The 21,887-nt window shown below is 68.8% G+C and carries 18 protein-coding genes and 1 tRNA gene; 6 read left to right on the forward strand and 13 right to left on the reverse strand.

The window, feature by feature from the left end; translation table 11 throughout:
* The first annotated feature begins 8 nt into the window (after positions 1 to 8).
* Positions 9 to 932 (forward strand): ribokinase, encoded by a 924-nt coding sequence (locus tag GV015_RS17395; protein ID WP_159879655.1) that lies wholly within the window; start codon positions 9 to 11, stop codon positions 930 to 932.
* A gap of 43 nt (positions 933 to 975) precedes the next feature.
* Here GV015_RS17395 and GV015_RS17400 read toward each other — a convergent pair whose 3' ends face one another.
* Together GV015_RS17400 and GV015_RS17405 are read right to left on the reverse strand one after the other, a co-directional pair.
* Positions 976 to 1,773, reverse strand: a complete 798-nt coding sequence (locus tag GV015_RS17400) for a hypothetical protein (RefSeq protein WP_159879657.1) — start codon at positions 1,771 to 1,773, stop codon at positions 976 to 978.
* Complete coding sequence (locus tag GV015_RS17405; protein WP_159879659.1) at positions 1,770 to 2,414, reverse strand: SatD family protein; 645 nt, start codon at positions 2,412 to 2,414, stop codon at positions 1,770 to 1,772. Before GV015_RS17405 ends, GV015_RS17400 begins: the two co-directional genes overlap by 4 nt.
* Positions 2,415 to 2,825: 411 nt before the next feature.
* On the opposite strand from GV015_RS17405, the gene acs reads away from it, so the two are divergent.
* Complete coding sequence (gene acs / locus GV015_RS17410; protein WP_159879661.1) at positions 2,826 to 4,817, forward strand: acetate--CoA ligase; 1,992 nt, start codon at positions 2,826 to 2,828, stop codon at positions 4,815 to 4,817.
* Positions 4,818 to 4,893: 76 nt separating this feature from the next.
* Here the strand turns inward: acs and GV015_RS17415 are convergent, their stop codons facing one another.
* Together GV015_RS17415 and GV015_RS19060 are read right to left on the reverse strand one after the other, a co-directional pair.
* Complete coding sequence (locus tag GV015_RS17415) at positions 4,894 to 5,364, reverse strand: RidA family protein (protein WP_079706877.1); 471 nt, start codon at positions 5,362 to 5,364, stop codon at positions 4,894 to 4,896.
* Between the two features lie 23 nt (positions 5,365 to 5,387).
* A complete protein-coding gene (locus GV015_RS19060) occupies positions 5,388 to 5,543 on the reverse strand; it encodes a hypothetical protein (RefSeq protein ID WP_162852301.1) in 156 nt (51 codons plus the stop codon).
* A 108-nt stretch (positions 5,544 to 5,651) separates the two neighbouring features.
* Between GV015_RS19060 and GV015_RS17420 the strand changes: the two genes are divergently transcribed.
* The 3 genes from GV015_RS17420 to GV015_RS17430 all read left to right on the forward strand — a co-directional run bounded on the left by GV015_RS17420 (position 5,652) and on the right by GV015_RS17430 (position 11,801).
* Positions 5,652 to 8,003, forward strand: coding sequence for a transglycosylase domain-containing protein (locus GV015_RS17420; RefSeq protein WP_159879663.1), 2,352 nt, complete (start codon positions 5,652 to 5,654; stop codon positions 8,001 to 8,003).
* Between the two features lie 121 nt (positions 8,004 to 8,124).
* Positions 8,125 to 10,677, forward strand: a complete 2,553-nt coding sequence (locus GV015_RS17425) for a transglycosylase domain-containing protein (RefSeq protein WP_159879665.1) — start codon at positions 8,125 to 8,127, stop codon at positions 10,675 to 10,677.
* Positions 10,678 to 10,826: 149 nt separating this feature from the next.
* Positions 10,827 to 11,801 (forward strand): metallophosphoesterase, encoded by a 975-nt coding sequence (locus GV015_RS17430; RefSeq protein WP_236555522.1) that lies wholly within the window; start codon positions 10,827 to 10,829, stop codon positions 11,799 to 11,801.
* Between the two features lie 463 nt (positions 11,802 to 12,264).
* On the opposite strand, the gene GV015_RS17435 is transcribed toward GV015_RS17430, so the two are convergent.
* From GV015_RS17435 to GV015_RS17450, 4 genes are all read right to left on the reverse strand, one after another.
* Positions 12,265 to 12,338, reverse strand: a tRNA-Pro gene (locus tag GV015_RS17435).
* Positions 12,339 to 12,461: 123 nt separating this feature from the next.
* Positions 12,462 to 13,001 carry a hypothetical protein gene (locus GV015_RS17440; protein WP_159879667.1) on the reverse strand — a complete coding sequence of 180 codons (540 nt, stop codon included), beginning with the start codon at positions 12,999 to 13,001 and terminating at the stop codon, positions 12,462 to 12,464.
* Between the two features lie 308 nt (positions 13,002 to 13,309).
* Positions 13,310 to 13,855 (reverse strand): hypothetical protein, encoded by a 546-nt coding sequence (locus tag GV015_RS17445; protein ID WP_159879670.1) that lies wholly within the window; start codon positions 13,853 to 13,855, stop codon positions 13,310 to 13,312.
* A gap of 123 nt (positions 13,856 to 13,978) precedes the next feature.
* Positions 13,979 to 15,778, reverse strand: coding sequence for a DUF4012 domain-containing protein (locus tag GV015_RS17450; protein WP_159879672.1), 1,800 nt, complete (start codon positions 15,776 to 15,778; stop codon positions 13,979 to 13,981).
* A gap of 179 nt (positions 15,779 to 15,957) precedes the next feature.
* Here GV015_RS17450 and GV015_RS17455 point away from each other — a divergent pair, with 179 nt between their 5' ends.
* Entirely contained in the window at positions 15,958 to 16,395 is a 438-nt protein-coding gene (locus tag GV015_RS17455) for a VanZ family protein (protein WP_124769897.1), read from the forward strand.
* Here GV015_RS17455 and GV015_RS17460 read toward each other — a convergent pair.
* The 5 genes from GV015_RS17460 to GV015_RS17480 all read right to left on the reverse strand — a co-directional run bounded on the left by GV015_RS17460 (position 16,371) and on the right by GV015_RS17480 (position 21,812).
* On the reverse strand, positions 16,371 to 17,681 hold the full coding sequence (locus tag GV015_RS17460) for a UDP-glucose/GDP-mannose dehydrogenase family protein (RefSeq protein WP_124769898.1): 1,311 nt from the start codon (positions 17,679 to 17,681) through the stop codon (positions 16,371 to 16,373). The two genes, GV015_RS17455 and GV015_RS17460, sit on opposite strands and share 25 nt — an antisense overlap.
* Positions 17,678 to 18,325, reverse strand: coding sequence for a thymidine kinase (locus GV015_RS17465; RefSeq protein WP_079706869.1), 648 nt, complete (start codon positions 18,323 to 18,325; stop codon positions 17,678 to 17,680). Before GV015_RS17465 ends, GV015_RS17460 begins: the two co-directional genes overlap by 4 nt.
* 71 nt (positions 18,326 to 18,396) lie before the next feature.
* Complete coding sequence (locus GV015_RS17470; RefSeq protein WP_159879674.1) at positions 18,397 to 19,863, reverse strand: malate:quinone oxidoreductase; 1,467 nt, start codon at positions 19,861 to 19,863, stop codon at positions 18,397 to 18,399.
* Between the two features lie 115 nt (positions 19,864 to 19,978).
* Positions 19,979 to 20,710, reverse strand: coding sequence for an SGNH/GDSL hydrolase family protein (locus GV015_RS17475; RefSeq protein ID WP_079706867.1), 732 nt, complete (start codon positions 20,708 to 20,710; stop codon positions 19,979 to 19,981).
* A gap of 34 nt (positions 20,711 to 20,744) precedes the next feature.
* Positions 20,745 to 21,812, reverse strand: coding sequence for an aspartate-semialdehyde dehydrogenase (locus GV015_RS17480; protein WP_079706866.1), 1,068 nt, complete (start codon positions 21,810 to 21,812; stop codon positions 20,745 to 20,747).
* Positions 21,813 to 21,887 lie beyond the last annotated feature (75 nt).

Below are 21,887 nucleotides of genomic sequence, written 5' to 3' on the forward strand. Positions count from 1 at the left end.
AGGTCACCATGCAGAGTCCACGCATCGTCGTCGTCGGGTCCTTGAACGCGGACCTCGTCGTCCGCACGGCACGCTTCCCGCAGCCCGGGGAGACACTCACGGGATCCGAACTCGCCGTCATCCCCGGCGGCAAGGGCGCCAACCAGGCGGTCGCCGCGGGCAGACTGGGCGGCGACGTCACCATGGTCGGCGCGGTCGGCGACGACGCGCACGGGTCCCTCCTGCTCGAGTCGCTGTCGAGCTCCGGGGTCGACGTCACCCGGATCGCCCGACGTGACGACGTCGCGACGGGCACCGCGGTCATCACCGTCGACGACGCCGGGGAGAACACGATCATCGTGTCGCCTGGGGCGAACGGCACCCTCACGCCGGATCTGATCGGCGAGGCGTGGACGGCGCTCGACGGTGCCGGCGTCGTCTGCCTGTGCCTCGAGGTGCCGATCGACACCGTGCTCGAGACGGCCCGGCGGGGCGCTGCGGCCGGCGCGCTCGTGCTCCTCAACCTCTCCCCCTACGGTCCGGTGCCGGAGGAGCTCCTCCAGGCGACCGGTGTCCTCCTCGTGAACGAGCACGAGGCGGCCGACCTCGCTGGTGTCGACCCGGAGGAGGCCGGGTGGGAGGTGACCGCCACGGCGCTGCGCAGCCACGGCATCCGACGAGCCGTCGTCACGACCGGGGCCGCGGGCAGTGTCGTGATCGACGGCGAGGCCGCCCCGACGTCGGTGCCGTCGCCGACGGTGGACGCCGTCGACACCACCGGCTGCGGCGACGCGTTCATGGGCGCCCTCGCGCTGCGACTCGCTGCCGGCGACGAGCTCGTCGACGCGGCTCGATTCGCCTCGACCGTCGGCAGCTACGCGGCGACCGGGGCCGGCGCCCAGGCGTCGTACCCCGACCAGGAGCAGCTCGCAGCGTTCCTCGAGCAGCGATGAGACACGGGGTCCCGCGTCGATCGACGCGGGACCCCGTGGCGTCTCACCCGGCCGCGATCACCCAGAGGTAGAGCACCGCAGCAGCGGCGATCGCCCAGCTCGTGAAGCTGCCGACGAGGAATTCCTCCGCCTTGCCGCCGACACCACGGTCCTCGGAGATCTCCGGGAAGCGCACGATGCCCTTGGCCGCGACGAGGGCGGCGATCACCATGCCGGTGCCACTCAGCGCGAGGACGACGATGAAGACGCGTTCGAGCGGGCCGATGAGTCGGCCGCCGAGCAGCTGCGTCGTCGGACGCAGCGGCGTGCCGCCCTGCTCGACGCTCCCCAACTCTCGACCGCGGATCTTGACCGTCCAGGCGGAGGCGGGCGTCGCGGTCGGCTGCGGCTCATCGTCCTCACGCGCGCGGCGCAGCGACGCCCGCACGATGAGGTTGCTGCTCCGCATGAGGAAGACGAGCGTCGACCCGCCTGCGACGGCGAGGGCAAGGGGCACCTCCTGCAGCACGCCGAGGTGGAAGCCCGCGTAGACCTGTGCAGCGGGGCTGTCGGCCGTCCCTCCCGCCCCGAACACGAGTGTGGCGGCGACGACGAGGAGACCGAGCAGCAGCACGGGCCAGAGTCCGCGCGGTCGCGAGGTGTCCGAGGACGGCATGGTCACCATCCACCCGAGGGCGACGAGGCCGGTCAGTGTCGGCCACCACCAGTCGAGCCCGAGCCCCAACACGGCGAACAGCCAGACCGCCATCAGCCCGATGGCCGGCGACCAGCGCGGGCCCCGGATCAGTCCACGACAGATGTCGGCGACCCCGATCATGAGCAGCAGGACGGCCGTGATCATCGAATCGGCGCTCCGGCGAGCAGGTCGAGGGCCGAGACGAGCGCGGCGCCGCCTGATCGTTGCAGGTTCTGCGACACCGCGGACTGCGAGATGCCGACGTCGGCCGCCATCGACTCCTGCGACCGGCCGAGGAGTGCACCCGCGGCGAGCTGTCGCTGTCGGGGGTTCCGCATCTGATCGATCGTGTGGTCGCGCAGGGTGAGGAGTGCGTTCACGATGGCGTCTCCGTCCTGGGGCGATTCGCCCTCGAACCACGATCGCAGGTACGGCTGACGTTTGTCCTCCCGCCGATGCGCCTCGTCGATGGCGGCTCGGGCCCGCCACCAGGCGGAACCGTCCTGGATGAGCACGTCCTGCCCGGCGTCGATGTCCGTGACCTCGCCCCAGCCGAGGCCGAACCGACAGTCGACCTCCGCGGGGAACAGGAGCCGCGCGAGGGTGGTGGCCCGCAGTGCGGTCGCGACGTCCGCGTACACGACCTGGAACTCGTCGCCGACCGTGGGACGCAGCGGCTGCTCGGCGGGCCAGGTGGCCTCCACCTGGAGGAAGACGTCCTGGATCGCACGCTGAGCGCGGGTGCGATCGTCGAGACGGCGGGAACCGACGATGTCGACGACGACGGCCAAGAAGAGATCGGTCATCCCAGAAGCATAGAGCTGATAGTGGCAGAACTATAAGCAATGTTCGAATACTCACCAGCGGCCGCCTGCGGCCGACATCGGAGACAGAAGAAGGCGGCACCCATTGGGGGGAATGGGTGCCGCCTCTACAGTGCCGGATTGGGGGGAATCGCTGGCACTGCATGCACGAATGTGTATTCGGCCGGGTCCAAGTGTACGCCAGTGAACGGGGAACACAAGCACTCAGACGACCCCAGATCGAGTGGTTTCCCTACCATGCCCAGATCATTCACAGACTGGGCCCGTGAATTTGTTCGGATGAGTGACAAACCCGCAACCGAGAACGCGCTACGCTCGTGCATGGCACGGACTCGACCCGCCTCGGCAGGTCGAGTCAGGAACGCGGATTCGCAAGGGAGCGAGACACACACGATGAGCACTCAGATCGACAGCCTGCTGCACGAAGACCGACGATTCCCACCGTCGGAGGAGTTCGCCGCGCAGGCGATCGCCAGCGCCGAGCTCTACGAGCGGGCGTCGAGTGACCGGCTCGCCTTCTGGGCCGAGCAGTCCCGCGAACTGCTCACGTGGAGCAAGCCGTTCACGAAGACCCTCGACTGGTCGAACCCACCCTTCGCGACCTGGTTCGACGACGGCGAGCTGAACGTCGCCTACAACTGCCTCGACCGGCACGTCGAGGCCGGCAACGGCGACCGCGTCGCCCTCCACTGGGAGGGCGAGCCCGGCGACACCCGCACGATCACCTACGCCGAGCTCACGGCAGAGGTCAAGCGCGCGGCCAACCTGTTCACCAGCCTCGGCGTCGAAGCCGGCGACCGGGTCGCCATCTACCTGCCGATGATCCCGGAGGCGATCGTCTCGATGCTCGCCGTCGCGCGCATCGGCGCGGTCCACTCGGTCGTCTTCGGCGGGTTCAGCGCGGACAGCCTGCGTTCCCGCATCGACGACGCGGAGGCCAAGCTCGTCATCACCGCCGACGGCGGCTACCGCAAGGGCAAGGTCTCCGCACTCAAGCCCGCCGTCGACGCGGCGCTCGCGAGCCGCGGCGAGCTGCCCGAGCAGGCGACCGTTGACCACGTGCTCGTCGTCCGTCGCGGCGAGAACGAGGTCGACTGGACGGCCGGGCGCGACCTCTGGTGGCACGAGGCCATCGCCGACGCCGAACCCGAGCACGACGCGCAGCCGTTCCCCGCCGAGCAGCCGCTCTTCATCCTCTACACCTCCGGCACCACCGGGAAGCCGAAGGGCATCCTGCACACCTCGGGTGGCTACCTGACGCAGACGGCGTTCACCCACAAGAACGTCTTCGACCTGCACCCCGAGACCGACGTGTACTGGTGCACGGCCGACATCGGCTGGATCACCGGTCACAGCTACGTCACGTACGGACCCCTCGCGAACGGCGCGACGCAGGTGCTCTACGAGGGCACGCCGGACGCCCCGCACCCGGGACGCTGGTGGGAGATCATCGAGAAGTACGGCGTGAGCATCTTCTACACGGCTCCGACGGCGATCCGCTCCTTCATGAAGCTCGGGCGGAAGATCCCGAAGCAGTTCGACCTGTCGTCACTCCGCCTGCTCGGCTCGGTGGGTGAGCCCATCAACCCCGAGGCGTGGATGTGGTACCGCAAGATCATCGGCAACAAGCTCGCGCCGATCGTCGACACCTGGTGGCAGACGGAGACCGGGGCGATCATGGTGTCGGCCCTTCCCGGTGTCACGTCGACGAAGCCCGGTAGCGCGCAGGTCCCGATCCCGGGCATCGCCATCGACGTCGTCGACGACGCCGGTGACGCGGTCGGCGCCGGCGGCGGCGGACTCCTCGTCGTGACCGAGCCCTGGCCGTCGATGCTCCGCGGCATCTGGGGCGACCCCGAGCGGTTCAAGGAGACCTACTGGGAGAAGTTCTGGGACGTCGAGGGCGGCCCGTTCTACTTCGCCGGCGACGGCGCCCGACTCGACTCGGACCGCGACGTCTGGCTGCTCGGCCGCGTCGACGACGTCATGAACGTCTCCGGGCACCGACTCTCGACCGCTGAGATCGAGTCGGCGCTCGTCGCCAACGAGATGGTGGCCGAGTCCGCCGTGGTCGGTGCGGCCGACGAGACCACCGGGCAGGCGGTCGTCGCCTTCGTCATCATCAAGGAGTCCCACCTCGAGCAGGCGTCCGGACTCGCGGACATCACCGGGGCACTCCGCAGCTGGGTCGGCGAACAGATCGGTCCGATCGCCCGCCCACGCGAGGTCTACCTCGTGAACGAACTGCCGAAGACGCGCTCGGGCAAGATCATGCGCCGTCTCCTGCGCGACGTGGCCGAGGGCCGCGAGGTGGGCGACACCACGACGCTCGCCGACACCACGGTCATGCAGATCATCACCGACAAGATGGTGAAGAGCACGTAACCCGATGCTCCAAGCACGAGAGCCGGACGGAATCAGTCATTCCGTCCGGCTCTCGTGCATGTGGCGCGGGGAGGCGCTACGCGAACTCGACGATGAGCTCCACCTCGACGGGCGAGTCGAGCGGGAGCACGGCGACGCCGACGGCGGATCTGGCGTGCACGCCGAGGTCGCCGAAGATCTCGCCGAGGACCTCTGACGCACCGTTGATGACGCCGGGCTGGCCGGTGAACGCCGGGTCGGAGGCGACGAAGCCGACGACCTTCACGATGCGGGTGACGCGGTCGAGCGAACCGATCTGGCTCTCCACCGCGGCGAGCGCGTTGAGGGCGCACGTCCGGGCGTATGTCTTGGCGTCCGCAGGCGAGACGAGTCCGTCGCCCTCACCCACCTTGCCGGTGGCGGGGAGCTTGCCGTCGGTCATGGGCAGCTGGCCCGAGGTGAAGACGTGCTCGCCGGAGACCACCGCGGGGATGTAGGCGGCGACGGGCGGGACGACGGTTGGCAGGGTGATACCGAGCTCGGCGAGTCGGTCGGCGATCTGGGACATGGGGGTTCCTCCGGGACGTCGGGTCAGTCAGCGATGGGGCGCTTGAGGTAGGCGACGAGCCCGCCCTCCGGACCGGTGACGACCTGGACGAGCTCCCAACCCTCCCCGCCCCAGTTGTTCAGGATGGCAGCCGTGTTGTGGATCATCAACGGCGTGGTGAGGTACTCCCAGCGGGTCATGTCTCTCCTCGATCGGGCGCTCCGCACGGAGAGGCGGAGGCGCAGGGGATCTTCATGGCGAGCCCCAAGTGAAGCTCGCTCACAGTTTCCCCGCTTACCTTCGATCCTATGCCTGAACCACGTACCCCCGCGAAGACGGTCGCGCAGAGCGTCCTCGGCTTCGTCGGCTTGAGCGTCGCCGCCGGTGTGCTCGCCACCGCCGCGGTCACCCCTGCCATCGCGATGACCGGTCTCGCCACCTCCACGGGCATCTCCGTCTTCGACGGCCTCCCCGACTACCTCCAGCTCGACTCGCTCGCCCAGAAGTCGAGCATCTACGCCAAGGACTCCGCCGGCAACCCGGTGCTCCTCGCCTCCTTCTACGACCAGAATCGCATCGAGGACAGCTGGGACCAGATCTCCCAGTTCGCGAAGGACGCCGCCGTCTCGGCCGAGGACCCCCGCTTCTTCGACCACGGTGGCATCGACCTCGCGGGCACCGTCCGAGCGGTCGTCAACAACGCCGCCGGCGGCTCGACGCAGGGTGGCTCCTCCATCACACAGCAGTACGTGAAGAACGTCCTGGTGCAGAAGGCCGAGGCGATCCCCGACAAGGCGGAGAGCGACGCGGCCTATGAGGAGGCGACCGCTACGACCCCTGAGCGCAAGCTCAAGGAGATGCGACTCGCGATCGGTCTCGAGAAGACCTACGGCAAGGAGGACATCCTCCGCGGGTACCTCAACATCTCCGGCTTCGGCGGACGCGTCTACGGGATCGAGGCGGCGTCCAACTACTACTTCAACACCACGGCGGCGAACCTCACGCTGGAGCAGGCGGCGACGCTGCTGGCGATCGTCAACAACCCCGAGAACCTCAGGATCGACAAGCCCGACAGCGCCGACAACGGCGCGGCCAACGGCTACGCCCTGACGAAGACGCGACGGGACTACGTCCTCGACCAGATGCTCAAGGAGCAGAAGATCTCGAAGGAGCAGCACGACACCGCCGTGGCGATCCCGATCACCCCGACGATCGTGCCTCCCGTCACCGGCTGTTCCGCGGCCGGGTCGTCCGCCTACTTCTGTGACTACGTGACCCAGGTGCTGCAGAACAACGAGATCTTCGGCGCCACACAGGACGAACGGTGGACGAACTTCAAGCGCGGCGGGTACAGCGTCTTCACGACCCTCGACCTCGACCTCCAGAGCGCCTCGCAGGCGGCCATCGACGAATACGTCCCGAAGACGACCACTGAACTCGACCTCGGCGCCGTCTCGGTGAGCGTGCAGCCAGGGAGCGGGCGGATCCTCGCCATGGCCCAGAACAAGGACTACTCGCAGGATCCCGACGTCCTCGCGACGGGCTCCAACTACAGCGCCATCAACTACAACACCGATCAGGCGTACGGCGGCTCGGCCGGCTTCCAGCCCGGTTCGACGTACAAGATCTTCACGCTCACGGACTGGCTGAAGTCGGGCAAGGGCGTCAACGAGTCGATCAACGCGAACCGCAGATCCGACTGGGGCACCTTCACCAACAGTTGCGTCCCGGGTGGGACGGAGCAGGCGGAGGCCGGATGGAGTCCGCGGAACGACGAGGGCGAATCGGGGTCCTACACCGTGAGACGGGCCACGCAGCAGTCGATCAACACCGCGTTCATCGCGATGGCGCAGGAGCTCGACCTCTGCGACATCAGCAAGACCGCTGAGTCGATGGGCGTGCACCGTGCCGACGGCGCGCCCCTGAACAACTCCCCCGCGACCGTGCTCGGCACCAACGAGGTCGCTCCGCTGAGCATGGCGACCGCCTTCGCGACGCTCGCCGCCGGCGGCAAGACGTGCGACCCGATCGCGATCGACTCGATCACGAAGCCCGACGGTTCCACCGCCGAGGTCCCCTCGGCGAACTGCCGTCAATCCGTCGATGCGAAGGTGGCGGCCGCGGCCGACGACGTCCTCCAGGGCGTCGTCTCCAACGGCACCGCGTCCGCCTCGGGTGCCCGCACCGACGGCGTCGGTGAGCTGATCGGCAAGACCGGGACCACGGACGACGCCGAGGCGACCTGGATGAGCGGCGCGAGCACGACGGTCGCGACGGTCGTCGGCACCTTCAACGTCAGCGGACACGTCAACCTCCGCGACACCTACATCGGTGGCACCCAGGTGGCCTCCATGCGGCACTACATCTGGCCGGCGGTCATGTCGGCCGCGCTCGCCAAGTACCCGGGCGGTGACTTCCCCGAGGCGGATCGCGCCACGCTGCAGGGCGACGGTTCCGGAAGCAGCGGCGAGGACTCGACACCGACTCCGACGCCGACGGCCGACCCCACGCAGGCACCGAGCGAGGCGCCGACACCGGCTCCGGGTGACGGCGGGGACACCGATGGGACCGGCGAGGACGGCGGGCCTGCGGCTCCGGGGAACGGCAACGGGAACGGCGGCGGCGCTGGGAACGGGAACGGGAACGGCGCACCCGGATGATCGTCCGCGGCTGTCGGTCGAACGCAGACCGGCAGCCGCCCCGGGTCGCCCGGCGGCAACGATCGGGTTTCAACGCGTCGCTGAGCGGGCCTTTTTCAGGATTGTCGCTTAGCATCGATCCATGCCTCAACAACATCGCACGGCCACCGGTGTGCTCGGCGGCTTCCTCGGCTTTCTCGGGCTGAGCGTCGCAGCGGGTGTCCTCGTCACCGCCACGGTCACGCCGGCACTCGCCGTCACCGGGATCGCGACCAACAGCACGATCAACGTGTTCGACGGTCTGCCCGACTACCTGGCCCTCGACGAACTGGCGCAGAAGTCCAACATCTACGCGACCGACAGCGCAGGCAACCCGCAGCTGCTCGCGTCCTTCTACCAGCAGAACCGCATCGAGGTCGGCTGGGACCAGATCAACCAGTTCGTCAAGGACGCGGCGATCTCGGCTGAGGACCCGCGCTTCTACGAGCACGGCGGTGTCGACCTCACGGGTACCATCCGTGCCGTCGCGATCAGCGCGACGGGACGCGACCTGCAGGGTGGTTCGTCGATCACCCAGCAGTACGTGAAGAACGTGCTCGTGCAGAAGGCCGAGGCCATCACCGACGAGGCCAAGATGAAGGCCGCGTATGAAGAGGCGACGAAGGCGACGCCCGAGCGCAAGCTCAAGGAGATGCGCATGGCCATCGGCCTCGAGAAGCGCTACGGCAAGCAGGACATCCTGCGCGGCTACCTCAACATCGCCGGGTTCGGCGGTCGCACCTACGGCATCGAGGCCGCAGCCAACTACTACTTCGCGACGACTGCCGCCAACCTGAACCTCGAGCAGGCCGCTGCGCTGATGGCGATCGTGAACAACCCGGAGACGCTGCGCCTCGACCGGCCCGACAGCGAGACGAACGGCGCGGCCAACGGGTACGCCCTCACGCTCGAACGGCGGAACTACGTCCTCGATCAGATGATCAAGGAGGGCAAGATCACCGAGGAGCAGTACTTCTGGGCGTACCGCCAGCCGATCACGCCGACCATCAACCCGGCGAGCACGGGCTGCCAGACGGCCGTCAACGTCAGCCCGGGAGCCGGCTACTTCTGCGACTACGTCACCCGGGTGTTCCAGAACAACCCGATCTTCGGCGCCACGGAGGACGAACGCTGGGCCGCGTTCAACCGCGGTGGGTACAGCGTGTTCACGACGCTCGATCTCGACGTCCAGGGTGCCGCACAGGCGGCGATCGACGAGCTCATCCCGCGGGTGAGCGACCAGCTCGACATCGGCGCGGTGTCCGTCACCGTGCAGCCCGGAACGGGCCGCATCCTCGCGATGGCCCAGAACAAGGACTACTCGAACGACCCAGACGTCCTGGCCACCGGTGCGAACTACTCTGCGGTCAACTACAACACCGACGTCGATTACGGCGGGTCCACGGGCTTCCAACCCGGATCGACGTACAAGACCTTCACGCTCGCCGAATGGCTCAAAGAGGGGCACGGCCTGAACGAGGGCGTCGACGGCCGGAAACGGTCCCCGTGGGGCACGTTCAAGGACTCGTGCGCCGACGGCGGCACGGTCTACGCCGGTTCCGACTGGAACCCCGGCAACGACGAGGGCGGCAACGGTGGCCAGTACACCGCGCTCCAGTCGACGAAGCAGTCCATCAACACCGGCTTCATCGCGATGGCGAAGCAGCTCGACCTCTGCGGCATCCGTAAGACGGCCGAGTCGATGGGTGTCCATCGCGCCGACGGCGGTCCGCTGCTGCAGTCCCCTGCGACGGTCCTCGGCACCAACGAGGTCGCTCCGCTCAGCATGGCGACGGCCTTCGCGACCTTCGCTTCGGGCGGCATCACCTGCGACCCGATCGCGATCGACCGGGTCGTGAAGCCCGACGGTACCGAGATCCCCGTTCCGCCGGCGAACTGCCGGCAGGGCCTCGAAGCCAATGTCGCCGCTACGGCGAACGTCGCACTCCAGGCGACGTTCAACGGCGGCACGACGAGCTCGTCCCGCATCGGCGACGGCATCCCGCTCATCGGCAAGACGGGTACCACCGACAACAACGAGGCGACCTGGATGAGTGGCGCGAGCACGAAGGCGGCGACCGTCGTCGGTGTCTTCAACGCGACCGGCCACGTCAACCTGCGGCGCACCTACTTCGACGCCGGGCAGGCCGCGACGATCCGTCACAAGATCTGGCCGCGGGTCATGGCGACCGCCAACGCGAAGTTCGGCGGCGACGCATTCGGCGACCCCGACCCGTCGCTCATCAACGGCCAGTCGGTCCAGGTGCCCGACGTGGCCGGGAAGACCATCGAAGAGGCGCAGAAGCTCCTCGAGGACGCCGGCTTCGGCTTCGAGAACGGCGGCGCGGGCGACTCCGCCCTGCCGGCCGGCCAGGCGGCGAGCACCAACCCGTCCGGCACGGTGCCGAAGGGCTCCATCGTCACGGTCTACACGAGCAACGGGCTCCTGGGCGTCATCCCCGACGTCAGCGGAGCGGGCAACTTCGACGCGGCGAAGGCGGCCATCCAGGGCGCCGGGTTCACGAACGTGGGTCAGAAATGCGCGGTCGATCCCGCTGCCACGACACCGAAGGTGACCGGCGTCGATCCACCAGCCGGCACCGCAGCGCGCAAGGACGGCAAGGTGACGGTGACGGTCTCGAAGACCAGCTGTTAGCGTCCTGACGCGAGCACGGAGGGCCCGATCGGTATTCGATCGGGCCCTCCGTCGTCTGCGCCTGGCTCCCCTCCGGGCGTCTTCGGAGGGGCTACCGGTACGCTCGTGGGACGGTCGGCACCACTCGACGACCGAGGAGGAGACGATCGATGGCGGCATCCATGAGCACCGGCGGCAGACTCGGTACGGCGGCAGCCGTTGTGGCGGGCCTCGGGGCCCTCACCCTCGGATACGCGTCGATCGTCGAGCGCAACGCCTTCACGCTCCGCAGGGTGACCGCTCCCGTCCTCCCGCCCGACGCCGAGCCGATCACCGTCCTGCACCTGTCCGATCTCCACATGGCCCCCTGGCAGCGCCGCAAGCAGGCTTGGCTGCAGTCACTCGCCGATCTGCAACCGGATGTCGTGATCAACACGGGCGACAACCTGGGGCACGAGCAGGGCATCGACGGGATCCGGGCCGCGCTCTCCGTGTTCGCCGGTGTCCCGGGCGCGTTCGTGCACGGCTCGAACGACTACTACGGGCCGAGTGCGAAGAACCCGTTCAAGTACTTCGTGCAGACGTCCTCGAAGCACGTCTCCCCGACGACGCTCGACACGGCTGCGCTCGAGCGGTTCTTCATGGACGAGCTCGGGTGGATGGACCTCAACAACGCGGTCGGCGAGATCTCGATCCGGGGCACCCGCCTCGACCTGTTCGGCGTCGACGACCCGCACAAGCACTTCGACCGACTGGACACGCTGACGGCGCTCATCGACGAGCGACTGGACGCCGAGACGTTGGAGACCGACGACCCGTCGCTGGCCCACACGGTGACGGTCGGCGTGATGCACGCTCCGTATCGGCGGGTGCTCGACGCCTTCGTGACGCAGGGTGCGCAGTTCATCTTCGCGGGGCACACCCACGGTGGCCAGGTCTGTGTGCCGGGCTACGGCGCACTCGTGACGAACTGCGACATCCCCCGGCAGCAGGCGAAGGGGCTCAGCGTCTGGCGGCATGCCCTGCGCTCGGCGTATCTGAACGTGTCGGCGGGGATCGGGACCTCCATCTACGCGCCAGTGCGATTCGCCTGCCGGCCGGAAGCGTCGCTCGTGACCCTCCTCCCCCGCCGCACGGTGGTCTGACCCGGCCCGACTGCCCTTCGACAGGCTCAGGGACCGGGACTCTCCGGCCCGCGCACCCTCCGCCGGTCACTGAGCACCCTCCGCCGGTGACTGAGCACCCTCCGCCGGTGACTGAGCACCCTCCGCCGGTGACTGAGCACCCTCCGCCGGTCACTGAGCTTGTCGAAGTGCCGCCCCTCGACAGGCTCAGGGACCGGGCCTCTCCGCGGGGAAACAGAGAAGCCCGGCCATACGATTTATCGTCTGACCGGGCTTGTACTGTCGGGGTAGCGGGATGTGCAACTCGCCAGCCCGGCGGACCGCCAACCCGGGAAACAGAGAAGCCCGGCCAGACGATTTCTCATCTGACCGGGCTTGTACTGTCGGAGTAGCGGGATGTGCAACCCGCCAGCCCAGCGGACCGCCAACCCGGGAAACAGAGAAGCCCGGCCAGACGATTTCTCGTCTGACCGGGCTCGTACTGTCGGGGTAGCGGGATTTGAACCCACGACCTCTTCGTCCCGAACGAAGCGCGCTACCAAACTGCGCCACACCCCGATGGCCCGAAGGCCTTGTCTAGGATAGCCGATTTTTCAGCGGCTGTTCGCCACTTCCTGGAATCGGTTGATCCCGGACCGGATCAGCCGGGCGCCGCCATCGCCGCCCGGCCGATCCGTGATCTCACGCCTGCTGGCGGCGACGCACGACCACGGTACCGAGCGCGGCAGCACCGAAGGCGAGGAGCCCTCCGGCCACCCACGGGAGGGCGGTTCCGGCGAACCCGGTGTCGGCGAGGGCGTTGCCCCCGGCAGACGGGTCGGAGGCCGATGCGGCGGCCGCAGCGGCATCCGCGGGGTCCAGGACGGTGAAGTCGGACGAGTCGGTCACGGCACCCTGGGTCGCGGTCAGCGTGTAGGTGCCTGCGGGGTCAGCAGCCGTGTCGATGGAGACCTGGATGTCGCCGGTCTCGCCCGCGACGGTCGACAGCGTGCGAGCGGAGACACCGGCTGCGGAGGACTCGATGGTGATCGACACCGTCTGGTTCGCCGCCCAGAAGTCCGAGCACGAGTACGAGACCGCCGCGCCGCGCGCGACGCTCGCCGGCGTGATCGAGTTGCAGCTGCCAGGACCGTAGCTGTCGCCCTCGAGCGCGTTGGCTGCGGTGGGCAGCGCGACGACGGCGAGGAGGACGAGTGCGGCGGCGGAGAGAGTTCGTTTCATGTGCGGGCCCCTTGGTGTGCGGATGGCGCATGCGCTGCGTGATGCGACATGCGGACAGGGCCTGGAGCCGAGCGCTGATCACTCGTGGCCTCCATGGCCGTCATCATGCTAGGGCAGCCGCCATCTCGCCAGGGCTGGAAAACCGCGGAATTCCGCGGATGTGACCACCTTTGGGGGTACGACCTGTCCGCCTGACGCCAAGCCGGGCGAGGACCGTGCCACGCCGAAGCCCAGGAGGGCGAGATGCCCTCCGGTCAGGCCGTGGTCCGAGCGGACGACCGCTCGGACCACGGATCCCGACTGACGGATCAGGCCGTCTTGCGGCGACGGATCGCCATCGCACCGATGACGCCGGCACCCACGACGAGGAGGCCTCCGCCGATCCACGGCAGGGCTCCACCGTCGAAGCCGGTCGAGGCGAACTCGCGCTCCGAGACCTGGAACGAGGCGCTCTCGGTGGTCGCGCCCTGGGTCGCCGTGACCATGCAGGTGCCGGAGGCGGTCTTGCTGGTCTCGATCGTCACCGCGAACGCACGGGCGGCGTCGGTGTTGAACGTGCCGGACGTCGGCACGGCGCTCTGCTCGGCGGCCTGCTCGGTCGCGCCGGCGGTGTTGGGCTTCGCAGCGGGAATGCTGCAGCCGGGCCCGGCGACGGTGACCGTCACCGGAGTGCCGGGATCGAAGGTGCCGTCGCAGCGGAAGACGGTCGACTCCCCCTGGGTCACCGACACCGGTGTGAGGGTCGCACAGCCGGCAGGGCCGTAGGTGGACGAGTCGGTCGCTGCACTCGCGGCGGTCGGGGCCGCGAAGACTGCCAGGAGGCAGAGCGATGCTAGGGCAAGGGTGCGCTTCATGTTGATATCCCCAAGGAACGTCGAATACCCCCTGCGTCCGCCGATTTCGGGTGGGCGTCCGCGCGAGGTTCCCCAGGGTCACGAATTCGGGTGCGTGGCTTCCTGCGGTGTTGTCATGCTATGTCAGGAGCCGCACCGAGGGAAGGCTGAAATGGTCGTTTTGCCCGTGATTCCGGGGGTTGTGACCAGGTTTGGGGGTACGTCGGAGGCCTTCGGAGCGAGCACCGTGAAGACGAGTTCCGTTGTCGCCCCCGGAGTGAGGGTCACGTCGGTCTGGGCGTAGAGACGACCGTTCGGGTCGGTCACGGCCTTGACCGGCAGGTCCTCGCCGTCGCTTGCACCGAGCAGGGTTGCGCCCAGCGGACCGTGGATCACGACGCGCGTCGCGATGTCTCCCGCGGGGGTGCCGAAACGCCCGCCCGCGGTCACGTAGTCCGGCAGGGAGGTCGCGGCATCCGCCGGCGCAGTGGACGTCAGGGTGACGGCGACGACGTACTCGGCGCCGTGCTTCGTGCACCGGGCGTCGCGGATGTCGACGTTCGTCTCCAGGTAGTAGTCCATCTTCGCGCGGGTCAGGTCCTCGAGGTAGACCCCGGTGTAGACGGCCGCGTCGTCGGTCGTCGGCGGGATCCCGGCGAGGCTCGTCTGGGCGATCAACGCCTGTTCGGCGGGGACCGCACTCCAGACGTGAAGACGGTTCTCCGCGCCGGACTCGGACAAGGCCTGGACGAGCGCGGCGGGGTCGGGCGAGCGGGAGATCATCCCCTCGAACACCGCACCCGAGACCGCGGCGAAGAACGCGTCCTGCACGAGCCGGTCCGGGAACCGGGCGTAGACGTCGCTCAACAGCGTCTTCGCCGCGTTGTCGGCGGTGAGCTCGGTGCCGTCCGGGAGGGCGACGGGCCCGGTCGCCTCCAGCAGGTGCGCGAGGACGTAGGGATCGACGGCGACCACGGTGTCGATGGGCACGCCGAACACCTGGGTCCCCATGGCTGCGGCGAGCTCCCCGGTGCGACTGAAGTCGACCGTGAGGTTGGTGTCCTGGATGTACCGGCCGAGGTTGTCGGTGTAGACGTTCTGCTCGAACGGGGTGAGCGGCAGCACGGGGGCCGGGAAGCCGGAGAAGTCGTCGCTCCCCCGGGTACCGACGAAGGAGATGACGCCGTTCTCCGCGTGGATGAGGGCCACCGCCCCGGCGATGCCGCCACTCGAGCGCAACTCCGCGTTGTTCTGGATCATCACCATGATGTTCCGAGGCCCGGCCCCGCCCGCCATGTCCGGCAGGAGCGCCGTGGCCCGCGCGGCGGTGTCGAGCATCGTGGACGCACCGGTGATCGTCCGGGTGAGCTTCTCGACGGCGTCGGCGACCACCGGCAGCGCACCGTCCGTGCCGATCGTGTCCACACGCCCGGCGATGGCGTCAGCCGCTACAGCCGCCTCGGCCACGGTCGGCGCGACGGCGCGGAGCGGCTCCGTCGCGATCGAGCCGTCCCCGGGGAGCAGGGACGACAGGTTGACGTGATCCGCGATCTCGACGACCTTCGGCACGACATCGACCGCGACGTCATCGGTCGCAGCGGCAGCCTGTCGCACCGCGGAGAAGTTCACGCCGAGGAACGGGACCGCCTCGGCCGCCCGCCAGATGGGATCACTCGTCAGCGACACCGCCTCGCCGGTGTGCTTCGTGAGGTCACGCTGCGTTGCCTCGGTGCCGCTCGCGTCACCCTTGAGTACGGCCGACTGGAGCGACTTCGCCTCCGACTGGGCGGCTTCGAGCGCGTTCTTCGCCAGGGACGCCCGGACGCCGAGCCAGGCTCCGAGCGCGAGGACGACGAGGAGGACGGCGAGTGCGATCCACCACAGACGCGAACGCCGATGGCCGGGCAGGCGGATGCCGGCCGTCGCCGGGCGTGGGTCAGCCAAGAGTGCTCCTTGTTCGGGTAGGCACAGCCTAACCGCCGGATGACGGCCTCCGAGGGTCGGTGCACGCCCCCTTTCAGGGGTGGACGGCGCATGCGGCGACCGGGCTCCCGGCCACTCATGGCCTACGATTGCGGGATGCCGTCAGCACGCTCGTCGACCGATCTGGAGCCGCACCGCAGATGACCCGCACGCCGCGCATCGTGATCGGGATCCTGCTGCTGCTCTGCCTGTGCGTCATGCTCGGCATCGCGTTCTGGCCCACGCCCGTCGACGCCGACGGCCGGACGACGCTGCTCGCGATCCTCGACCGATTACAGGCCGCGGGCGCGCCGGACTGGTTCGACTACCGCTTCGTCGAATCGGCCGCGAACGTCGTGCTGTTCATCCCGCTCGGCGCGCTGCTCGCCCTGGAGCTGCCGTTGCGGCTCTGGTGGATCGCACCGCTGACGACGACCCTGTTCTCGGTCGCGATCGAACTCGGACAGACCCTGCTCCCCGAGCGCGTCGCGACGATCGCCGACGTCTACGCCAATGCAGCCGGAGGGCTGCTCGGCGCGACGATCGTGCTCGTCGTCCGGCTACTCGTCGCCGGTCACGGACGACCGAGACCGACGTAACGCCACCCGGCGCCCCGCCAGGCGTCCACGTCGAGGCAGTTGCGTCCGTCCACGATCGTCTTGCCCGCGGTCAACTCGGCGACGGCCGAGGGGTCCAGGGCACGGAACGCCTTCCACTCGGTCACGACGACGACGATGTCCGCGTCCGTCACAGCCTGCTCGGCCGAGTCTGCGAACGTCAGCTGCGGGTGGAGTCGACGCGCGTTGGGGACCGCTTCCGGATCGAAGGCGAGCACCTCCGCACCCAGGCCGTTGAGTCCGACGGCGACGTCGAGGGCCGGCGAGTCGCGGACGTCGTCGCTGTCGGGCTTGAAGGCGAGCCCGAGCACCGCCACCCGCTTCCGGTAGGCGCTCCCGCCGAGCTCCTCGACGACGAGGTCGATGACGCGCTGACGGCGACGCAGGTTGATCGCGTCGACCTCCTTGAGGAACGCCACCGACTCGCCACGACCGAGCTCCTCGGCACGAGCGGTGAAGGCCCGGATGTCCTTCGGCAGGCATCCGCCGCCGAACCCGACACCGGCGTTGAGGAAGCGGCGGCCGATCCGGGCGTCGTAGCCGATCGCGTCGGCGAGCTCCGTGACGTCGGCGTCCGTGACCTCGGCGATCTCCGCCATCGCGTTGATGAAGGAGATCTTCGTGGCGAGGAACGCGTTCGCCGCGACCTTCACGAGCTCCGCGGTCGAGTAGCCGGTGGCGACGAGCGGCGTGCCGGTCGAGAGCGCCTGGGCGTAGACCTCGTCGAAGGCGGCTCGCGCGACGGCGGCGTCCTCGGGAGCCGGCGGCAGCCCGTACACGAGTCGGTCGGGCGCGATGGTGTCCTGCACGGCGAAGCCTTCCCGCAGGAACTCCGGGTTCCAGGCGAGCACGGCGCCGGTGGGGGCGACGAGTTCCGCAAGGCGCGCAGCGGTGCCGACGGGGACGGTCGACTTCCCGACGACGACGTCACCAGCCGACAGGTACGGCAGGAGGGCCGTCACCGCAGCGTCCACGTACCGCAGGTCGGCCGCGTTGGAGCCGGCCTTCTGCGGCGTACCGACTGCGACGAAGTGCATGGTCGCCCCGGCCGCGTCGGCCATGTCCGTGCTGAAGCGCAGGCGGCCCGACTCGACGCCGGCCAGCAGCAGCTCCGGCAGACCGGGCTCGAAGATCGGCGAGCGTCCGGCGGCGAGCGCCTCGATCTTGGCCGGGTCGACGTCGATACCGACGACCTCGTGCCCGATCGACGCCATGGCGGCCGCGTGCACGGCCCCGAGGTAGCCGCAGCCGATGACGGAGAGCTTCATGCGTGTGATCCTTCGCTGATGGGACGAACGGTGGGTGTGCTGGACAGTCGACCGCCGGACTCCTGCAGGTAGCAGACGCCGCAGAGCGATTCGTAGGTGACGGTGGTGCCGTCGATGGCGACCTGGTCGCCGTCGAACACGAAGGTGTCGCCGAACCGGCGGCCGTTGAAGATCGCCTTCCGACCGCACCGGCAGATCGTCTTGAGTTCTTCGAGGCTGTGGGCGACTTCGAGGAGACGCCGGCTCCCGGGGAACGCGACGGTCTGGAAGTCGGTCCGGATGCCGTAGGCGAGCACCGGGATGCCCTCGAGCAACGCGATGCGCAGGAGGTCGTCGACCTGCTCCCCGTGGAGGAACTGGGCCTCGTCGACGAGCAGGCAGCTGACGTCCTGGCCGGTCTCCTGCACGACCCGGCGACGGTGCTCTGCGAACACCCGGACGGCGTCGTCGTCAGGACCGAGCAGGAAGTCGGCGTCGCGGGTCACGCCGAGGCGACTGACGATGGCGGCGTCGCCCTTCGTGTCGAGGGACGGCTTGGCGAGGAGGACGCGGTGGCCGCGCTCCTCGTAGTTGAACGCCGCCTGGAGCAAAGCGGTGCTCTTGCCGGAGTTCATCGCCCCGTATCGGAAGTACAGTTTCGCCACCAGGCAAGCTTAGGGTCCCAAGCTTCACCTGTCGCATCCGACGACGGACCGGGCGAGCGCCCGTGGGGCGGCTACAGCGAGATGTCGAGGGCCTCGGCGGTGCTCTCGAGGACCTTCGCGGCCGTCGCGGGGACGTCGTTCAGCGTCGAGCCGTAGGTCGGGATCATCTCGCGGAGCCTCGGCTCCCACGCGGTCATCCGGTCGGGGAAGCACTTGCGCAGGACGTCGAGCATGATCGGTACGGCCGTCGACGCGCCGGGGGAAGCGCCCAGCAGTCCCGCGATCGTGCCGTCCGCACCCGTGATGACCTCGGTGCCGAACTGCAGGACGCCACCCTTGGCCTTGTCCTTCTTCATCACCTGGGCGCGCTGCCCGGCCTCGATGAGGTACCAGTCCTCGTCCTTGGCCGTCGGCAGGAACTCGCGGAGGCTGTCCATCTTCTGCTTCCGGGACTGCAGGAGCTGCCCGACGAGGTACGTGATGAGGCTCGGGTTGTCTTTCGCGACCGCCAGCATCGGGAGGAGGTTGTGCGGGCGCACCTGGGTGACGAGGTCGAGCATCGATCCGCGCTTGAGGAACTTCGGGCTGAACGTCGCGTACGGGCCGAAGAGGAGACTCGCCTGACCGTCGACGACGCGGGTGTCGAGGTGCGGGACCGACATCGGCGGGGCACCGACCGAGGCCTGGCTGTAGACCTTGGCCTGGTGCTTCGAGACCACCGCGGGGTTGTCGGTGCGGAGGAACTGCCCGCCGATGGGGAAGACGCCGTAGCCCTTGATCTCGGGGATGCCGGACTTCTGCAACAGCTTGAGCGCCCATCCGCCGGCACCGACGAAGACGAAGCGGGCGTTGATCTCCATCGGTGAACGACCGAGAGTCTGGCGGCCACGGATGCGCCACGTGCCGTCCTTCAACCGCTTCAGCGACCGGACCTCGTGGTTGGTACGGACGTGCGTGTTCGGTGCTGCACCGAAGAGCTTGTGCGTGAGCGAGCCGAAGTCGACGTCGGTGCCCGCGGTGATCCGGGTGGCGGCGATGCGTTCGCCGACGGCACGACGGTTGATGAGGAGTGGAGCCCACTCGGCGATGACGGCCGGGTCCTCCGAGAACTCGATGCCGGCGAAGAGCGGCTGATCCTTCAGCGCCTCGTAGCGCTTCCGCAGGTATTCGACGTCCTTCTCGCCGCGCACGAAGGTCATGTGCGGGGTCGGGTTGATGAAGGTGTCGGGTGCGCCGAGCAGGCCCTCCTCGACGAGGTGCGACCAGAACTGGCGGCTGAGCTGGAACTGCTCGTTGATGCCGATGGCCTTCGCCGGGTCGACCTGGCCGTGGGCGTCCTGCGGCATGTAGTTGAGCTCACACAGCGCGGCGTGGCCCGTCCCGGCGTTGTTCCACGGGTTGGAGCTCTCGAGTGCGACGTCGCTCAGGCGCTCGTACACCTCGACCTTCCAGTCAGGCTGCACCTGGTGGATGAGGGCGGCGAGCGTGGCGCTCATGATGCCACCACCAATGAGGGCTACGTCGATGGTTTCGGTCACCAGAGCAGTCTAGTCGCGGCGAGGCCCGAGCTCCCCACCCGCGTGCTGTCGCTGATCGCGTGCAGTGAGATCGCTCGATGTCGAGACACTTCGACCAGACTGCCCGACCGCCGGGTCAGCGTCCGGGGAGCGCAGGGGTGAGGGCGTCGAGTTCCTCGAGCATGCGCTGAGCGAGGTGCGCGTACCCGGCGTCGCTCGGGTGGAGGCCGTCGGCTGAGATCCACGTCGCCGGGTCGTCGTCCAGCCAGTGCGACGCACCGGAGATGTAGTCGGCCCCGATGGTGTCGGCGGCGTCGTGGACCCATCCGATGATCTGTTCGACGGACGCCGGTCGCTCGGCGGTGTACCACCAGGGCTCCACCACGATGATGCGGGTGCCGGGCAGCCCGTCGCGCAGCCGCTGGAACTCCGGCAGGATCGCCTCCTGGATCGCCTGCTCGTTGCCGGTCCACTCGAAGTTGTCGTTGATGCCGAGCGCGACGATGAGGACCTCGGGGTGCTGGGCGATGACGTCGGCCGTGACATCACCGACCTTGTCGCGCTTGCGGACGAAGCCGAGACCCGGGTAGCCGGCGTTGTACTCTGTCCAGCCTTCAGCCTTCGCGACGAGCGAAGACCAGCGCGCGGCGGGCGACGACGCTGCCGAGCCCTTCGTGTACGAGTCGCCGTAGAACGCGACGAGCGGTCCGACGGCGACCTCGGAGCCGGAGGTGTCGGCGCGGGCGACCGTCGTCTGCTGGACGTCGGCACGCAGACCGCTCACGGTGATCACCGCGGTGACGGCGATGGCCGCCGCGATGAACGCGGCCAACCAGCGTCGGCGCAGGCGTGGTCGCTGGCGGGCCATGTCGTCGTCCCCGATCGGGTGGAGGGAGGGCCGGTCAGACCGTCGCGGGCTGTGCGAGCAGCTCGGCGGCGACGATCTCGGCGATCTGCACCGCGTTGAGGGCGGCACCCTTGCGGAGGTTGTCGTTCGAGATGAACAGGGCGAGGCCCTTGCCGGCCGGCGCGCTCTGATCCGGACGGATGCGCCCCACGAACGACGGGTCTGCACCGGCGGCCTCGAGCGGCGTCGGCACGTCCGACAGCTGGACACCCGGGGCGTCGCTGAGCAGCTCGATCGCACGTTCCGGCGACAGGTCGCGCGAGAACTCGGCGTTGATCGACAGCGAGTGGCCCGTGAACACGGGCACGCGCACGCAGGTGCCCGACACGAGCAGCTCGGGGAGCTCGAGGATCTTCCGGCTCTCGTTGCGGAGCTTCTTCTCCTCGTCGGTCTCGCCCAGTCCGTCGTCGACGATCGAACCGGCGAGCGGGATGACGTCGAAGGCGATCGGGGCGACGTACTTCTCGGGGGCCGGGAAGTCGATCGCCGAACCGTCGTGGACGAGTCGGGTGAGGTCGCCCTGGGCGACCGCGGCCTCGATCTGGCCGGCGAGTTCAGCCGCACCGGCGAGCCCGGACCCGGAGACGGCCTGGTAGGTGTTGACGATGAGGCGGGTGAGCCCGGCCTCGGCGTCGAGGACCTTGAGGACCGGCATGGCCGCCATGGTCGTGCAGTTGGGGTTCGCGACGATGCCCTTGACCGCGTCCTTGATGGCGTGCGGGTTCACCTCGCTGACGACGAGCGGGACCTCGGGGTCCATCCGCCACGCGCTCGAGTTGTCGATGACGAGCGCACCGGCAGCCGCGAACCGCGGAGCCTGCGTACGGGAGCCGGTGGCACCGGCCGAGAACAGGGCGATGTCGATGCCGCTCGGGTCGGCCGTCTCGACGTCCTCGACCACGATGTCCTGGCCACGGAACGGGAGCGTCGTGCCCGCCGAACGAGCCGTCGCGAAGAAGCGGATCTCGCTGATCGGGAACTCGCGTTCCTCCAGCAGGCGGCGCATGACCTTGCCGACCTGACCGGTCGCTCCGACGACACCGACACGTACACCGTTGCTCATGGGGATTCCTCTGGTTTCAGGGGGTTGTTGTGAACCATCTTGCATCAGGATCGGCGGGATCCCGCCCGTCGGTCC

The sequence above is a fragment of the Plantibacter sp. T3 genome (assembly GCF_902506515.1).
GTDB lineage: Bacteria > Actinomycetota > Actinomycetes > Actinomycetales > Microbacteriaceae > Plantibacter > Plantibacter auratus.

Coding starts and splice junctions, on each gene's coding strand:
- GV015_RS17395 (WP_159879655.1), top strand. CDS start 9: ATGCAGAGTCCACGCATCGTCGTCGTCGGGTCCTTGAACGCGGACCTC.
- GV015_RS17400 (WP_159879657.1), bottom strand. CDS start 1,773: ATGATCACGGCCGTCCTGCTGCTCATGATCGGGGTCGCCGACATCTGT.
- GV015_RS17405 (WP_159879659.1), bottom strand. CDS start 2,414: ATGACCGATCTCTTCTTGGCCGTCGTCGTCGACATCGTCGGTTCCCGC.
- acs (WP_159879661.1), top strand. CDS start 2,826: ATGAGCACTCAGATCGACAGCCTGCTGCACGAAGACCGACGATTCCCA.
- GV015_RS17415 (WP_079706877.1), bottom strand. CDS start 5,364: ATGTCCCAGATCGCCGACCGACTCGCCGAGCTCGGTATCACCCTGCCA.
- GV015_RS19060 (WP_162852301.1), bottom strand. CDS start 5,543: ATGACCCGCTGGGAGTACCTCACCACGCCGTTGATGATCCACAACACG.
- GV015_RS17420 (WP_159879663.1), top strand. CDS start 5,652: ATGCCTGAACCACGTACCCCCGCGAAGACGGTCGCGCAGAGCGTCCTC.
- GV015_RS17425 (WP_159879665.1), top strand. CDS start 8,125: ATGCCTCAACAACATCGCACGGCCACCGGTGTGCTCGGCGGCTTCCTC.
- GV015_RS17430 (WP_236555522.1), top strand. CDS start 10,827: ATGGCGGCATCCATGAGCACCGGCGGCAGACTCGGTACGGCGGCAGCC.
- GV015_RS17440 (WP_159879667.1), bottom strand. CDS start 13,001: ATGAAACGAACTCTCTCCGCCGCCGCACTCGTCCTCCTCGCCGTCGTC.
- GV015_RS17445 (WP_159879670.1), bottom strand. CDS start 13,855: ATGAAGCGCACCCTTGCCCTAGCATCGCTCTGCCTCCTGGCAGTCTTC.
- GV015_RS17455 (WP_124769897.1), top strand. CDS start 15,958: ATGACCCGCACGCCGCGCATCGTGATCGGGATCCTGCTGCTGCTCTGC.
- GV015_RS17460 (WP_124769898.1), bottom strand. CDS start 17,681: ATGAAGCTCTCCGTCATCGGCTGCGGCTACCTCGGGGCCGTGCACGCG.
- GV015_RS17475 (WP_079706867.1), bottom strand. CDS start 20,710: ATGGCCCGCCAGCGACCACGCCTGCGCCGACGCTGGTTGGCCGCGTTC.
- GV015_RS17480 (WP_079706866.1), bottom strand. CDS start 21,812: ATGAGCAACGGTGTACGTGTCGGTGTCGTCGGAGCGACCGGTCAGGTC.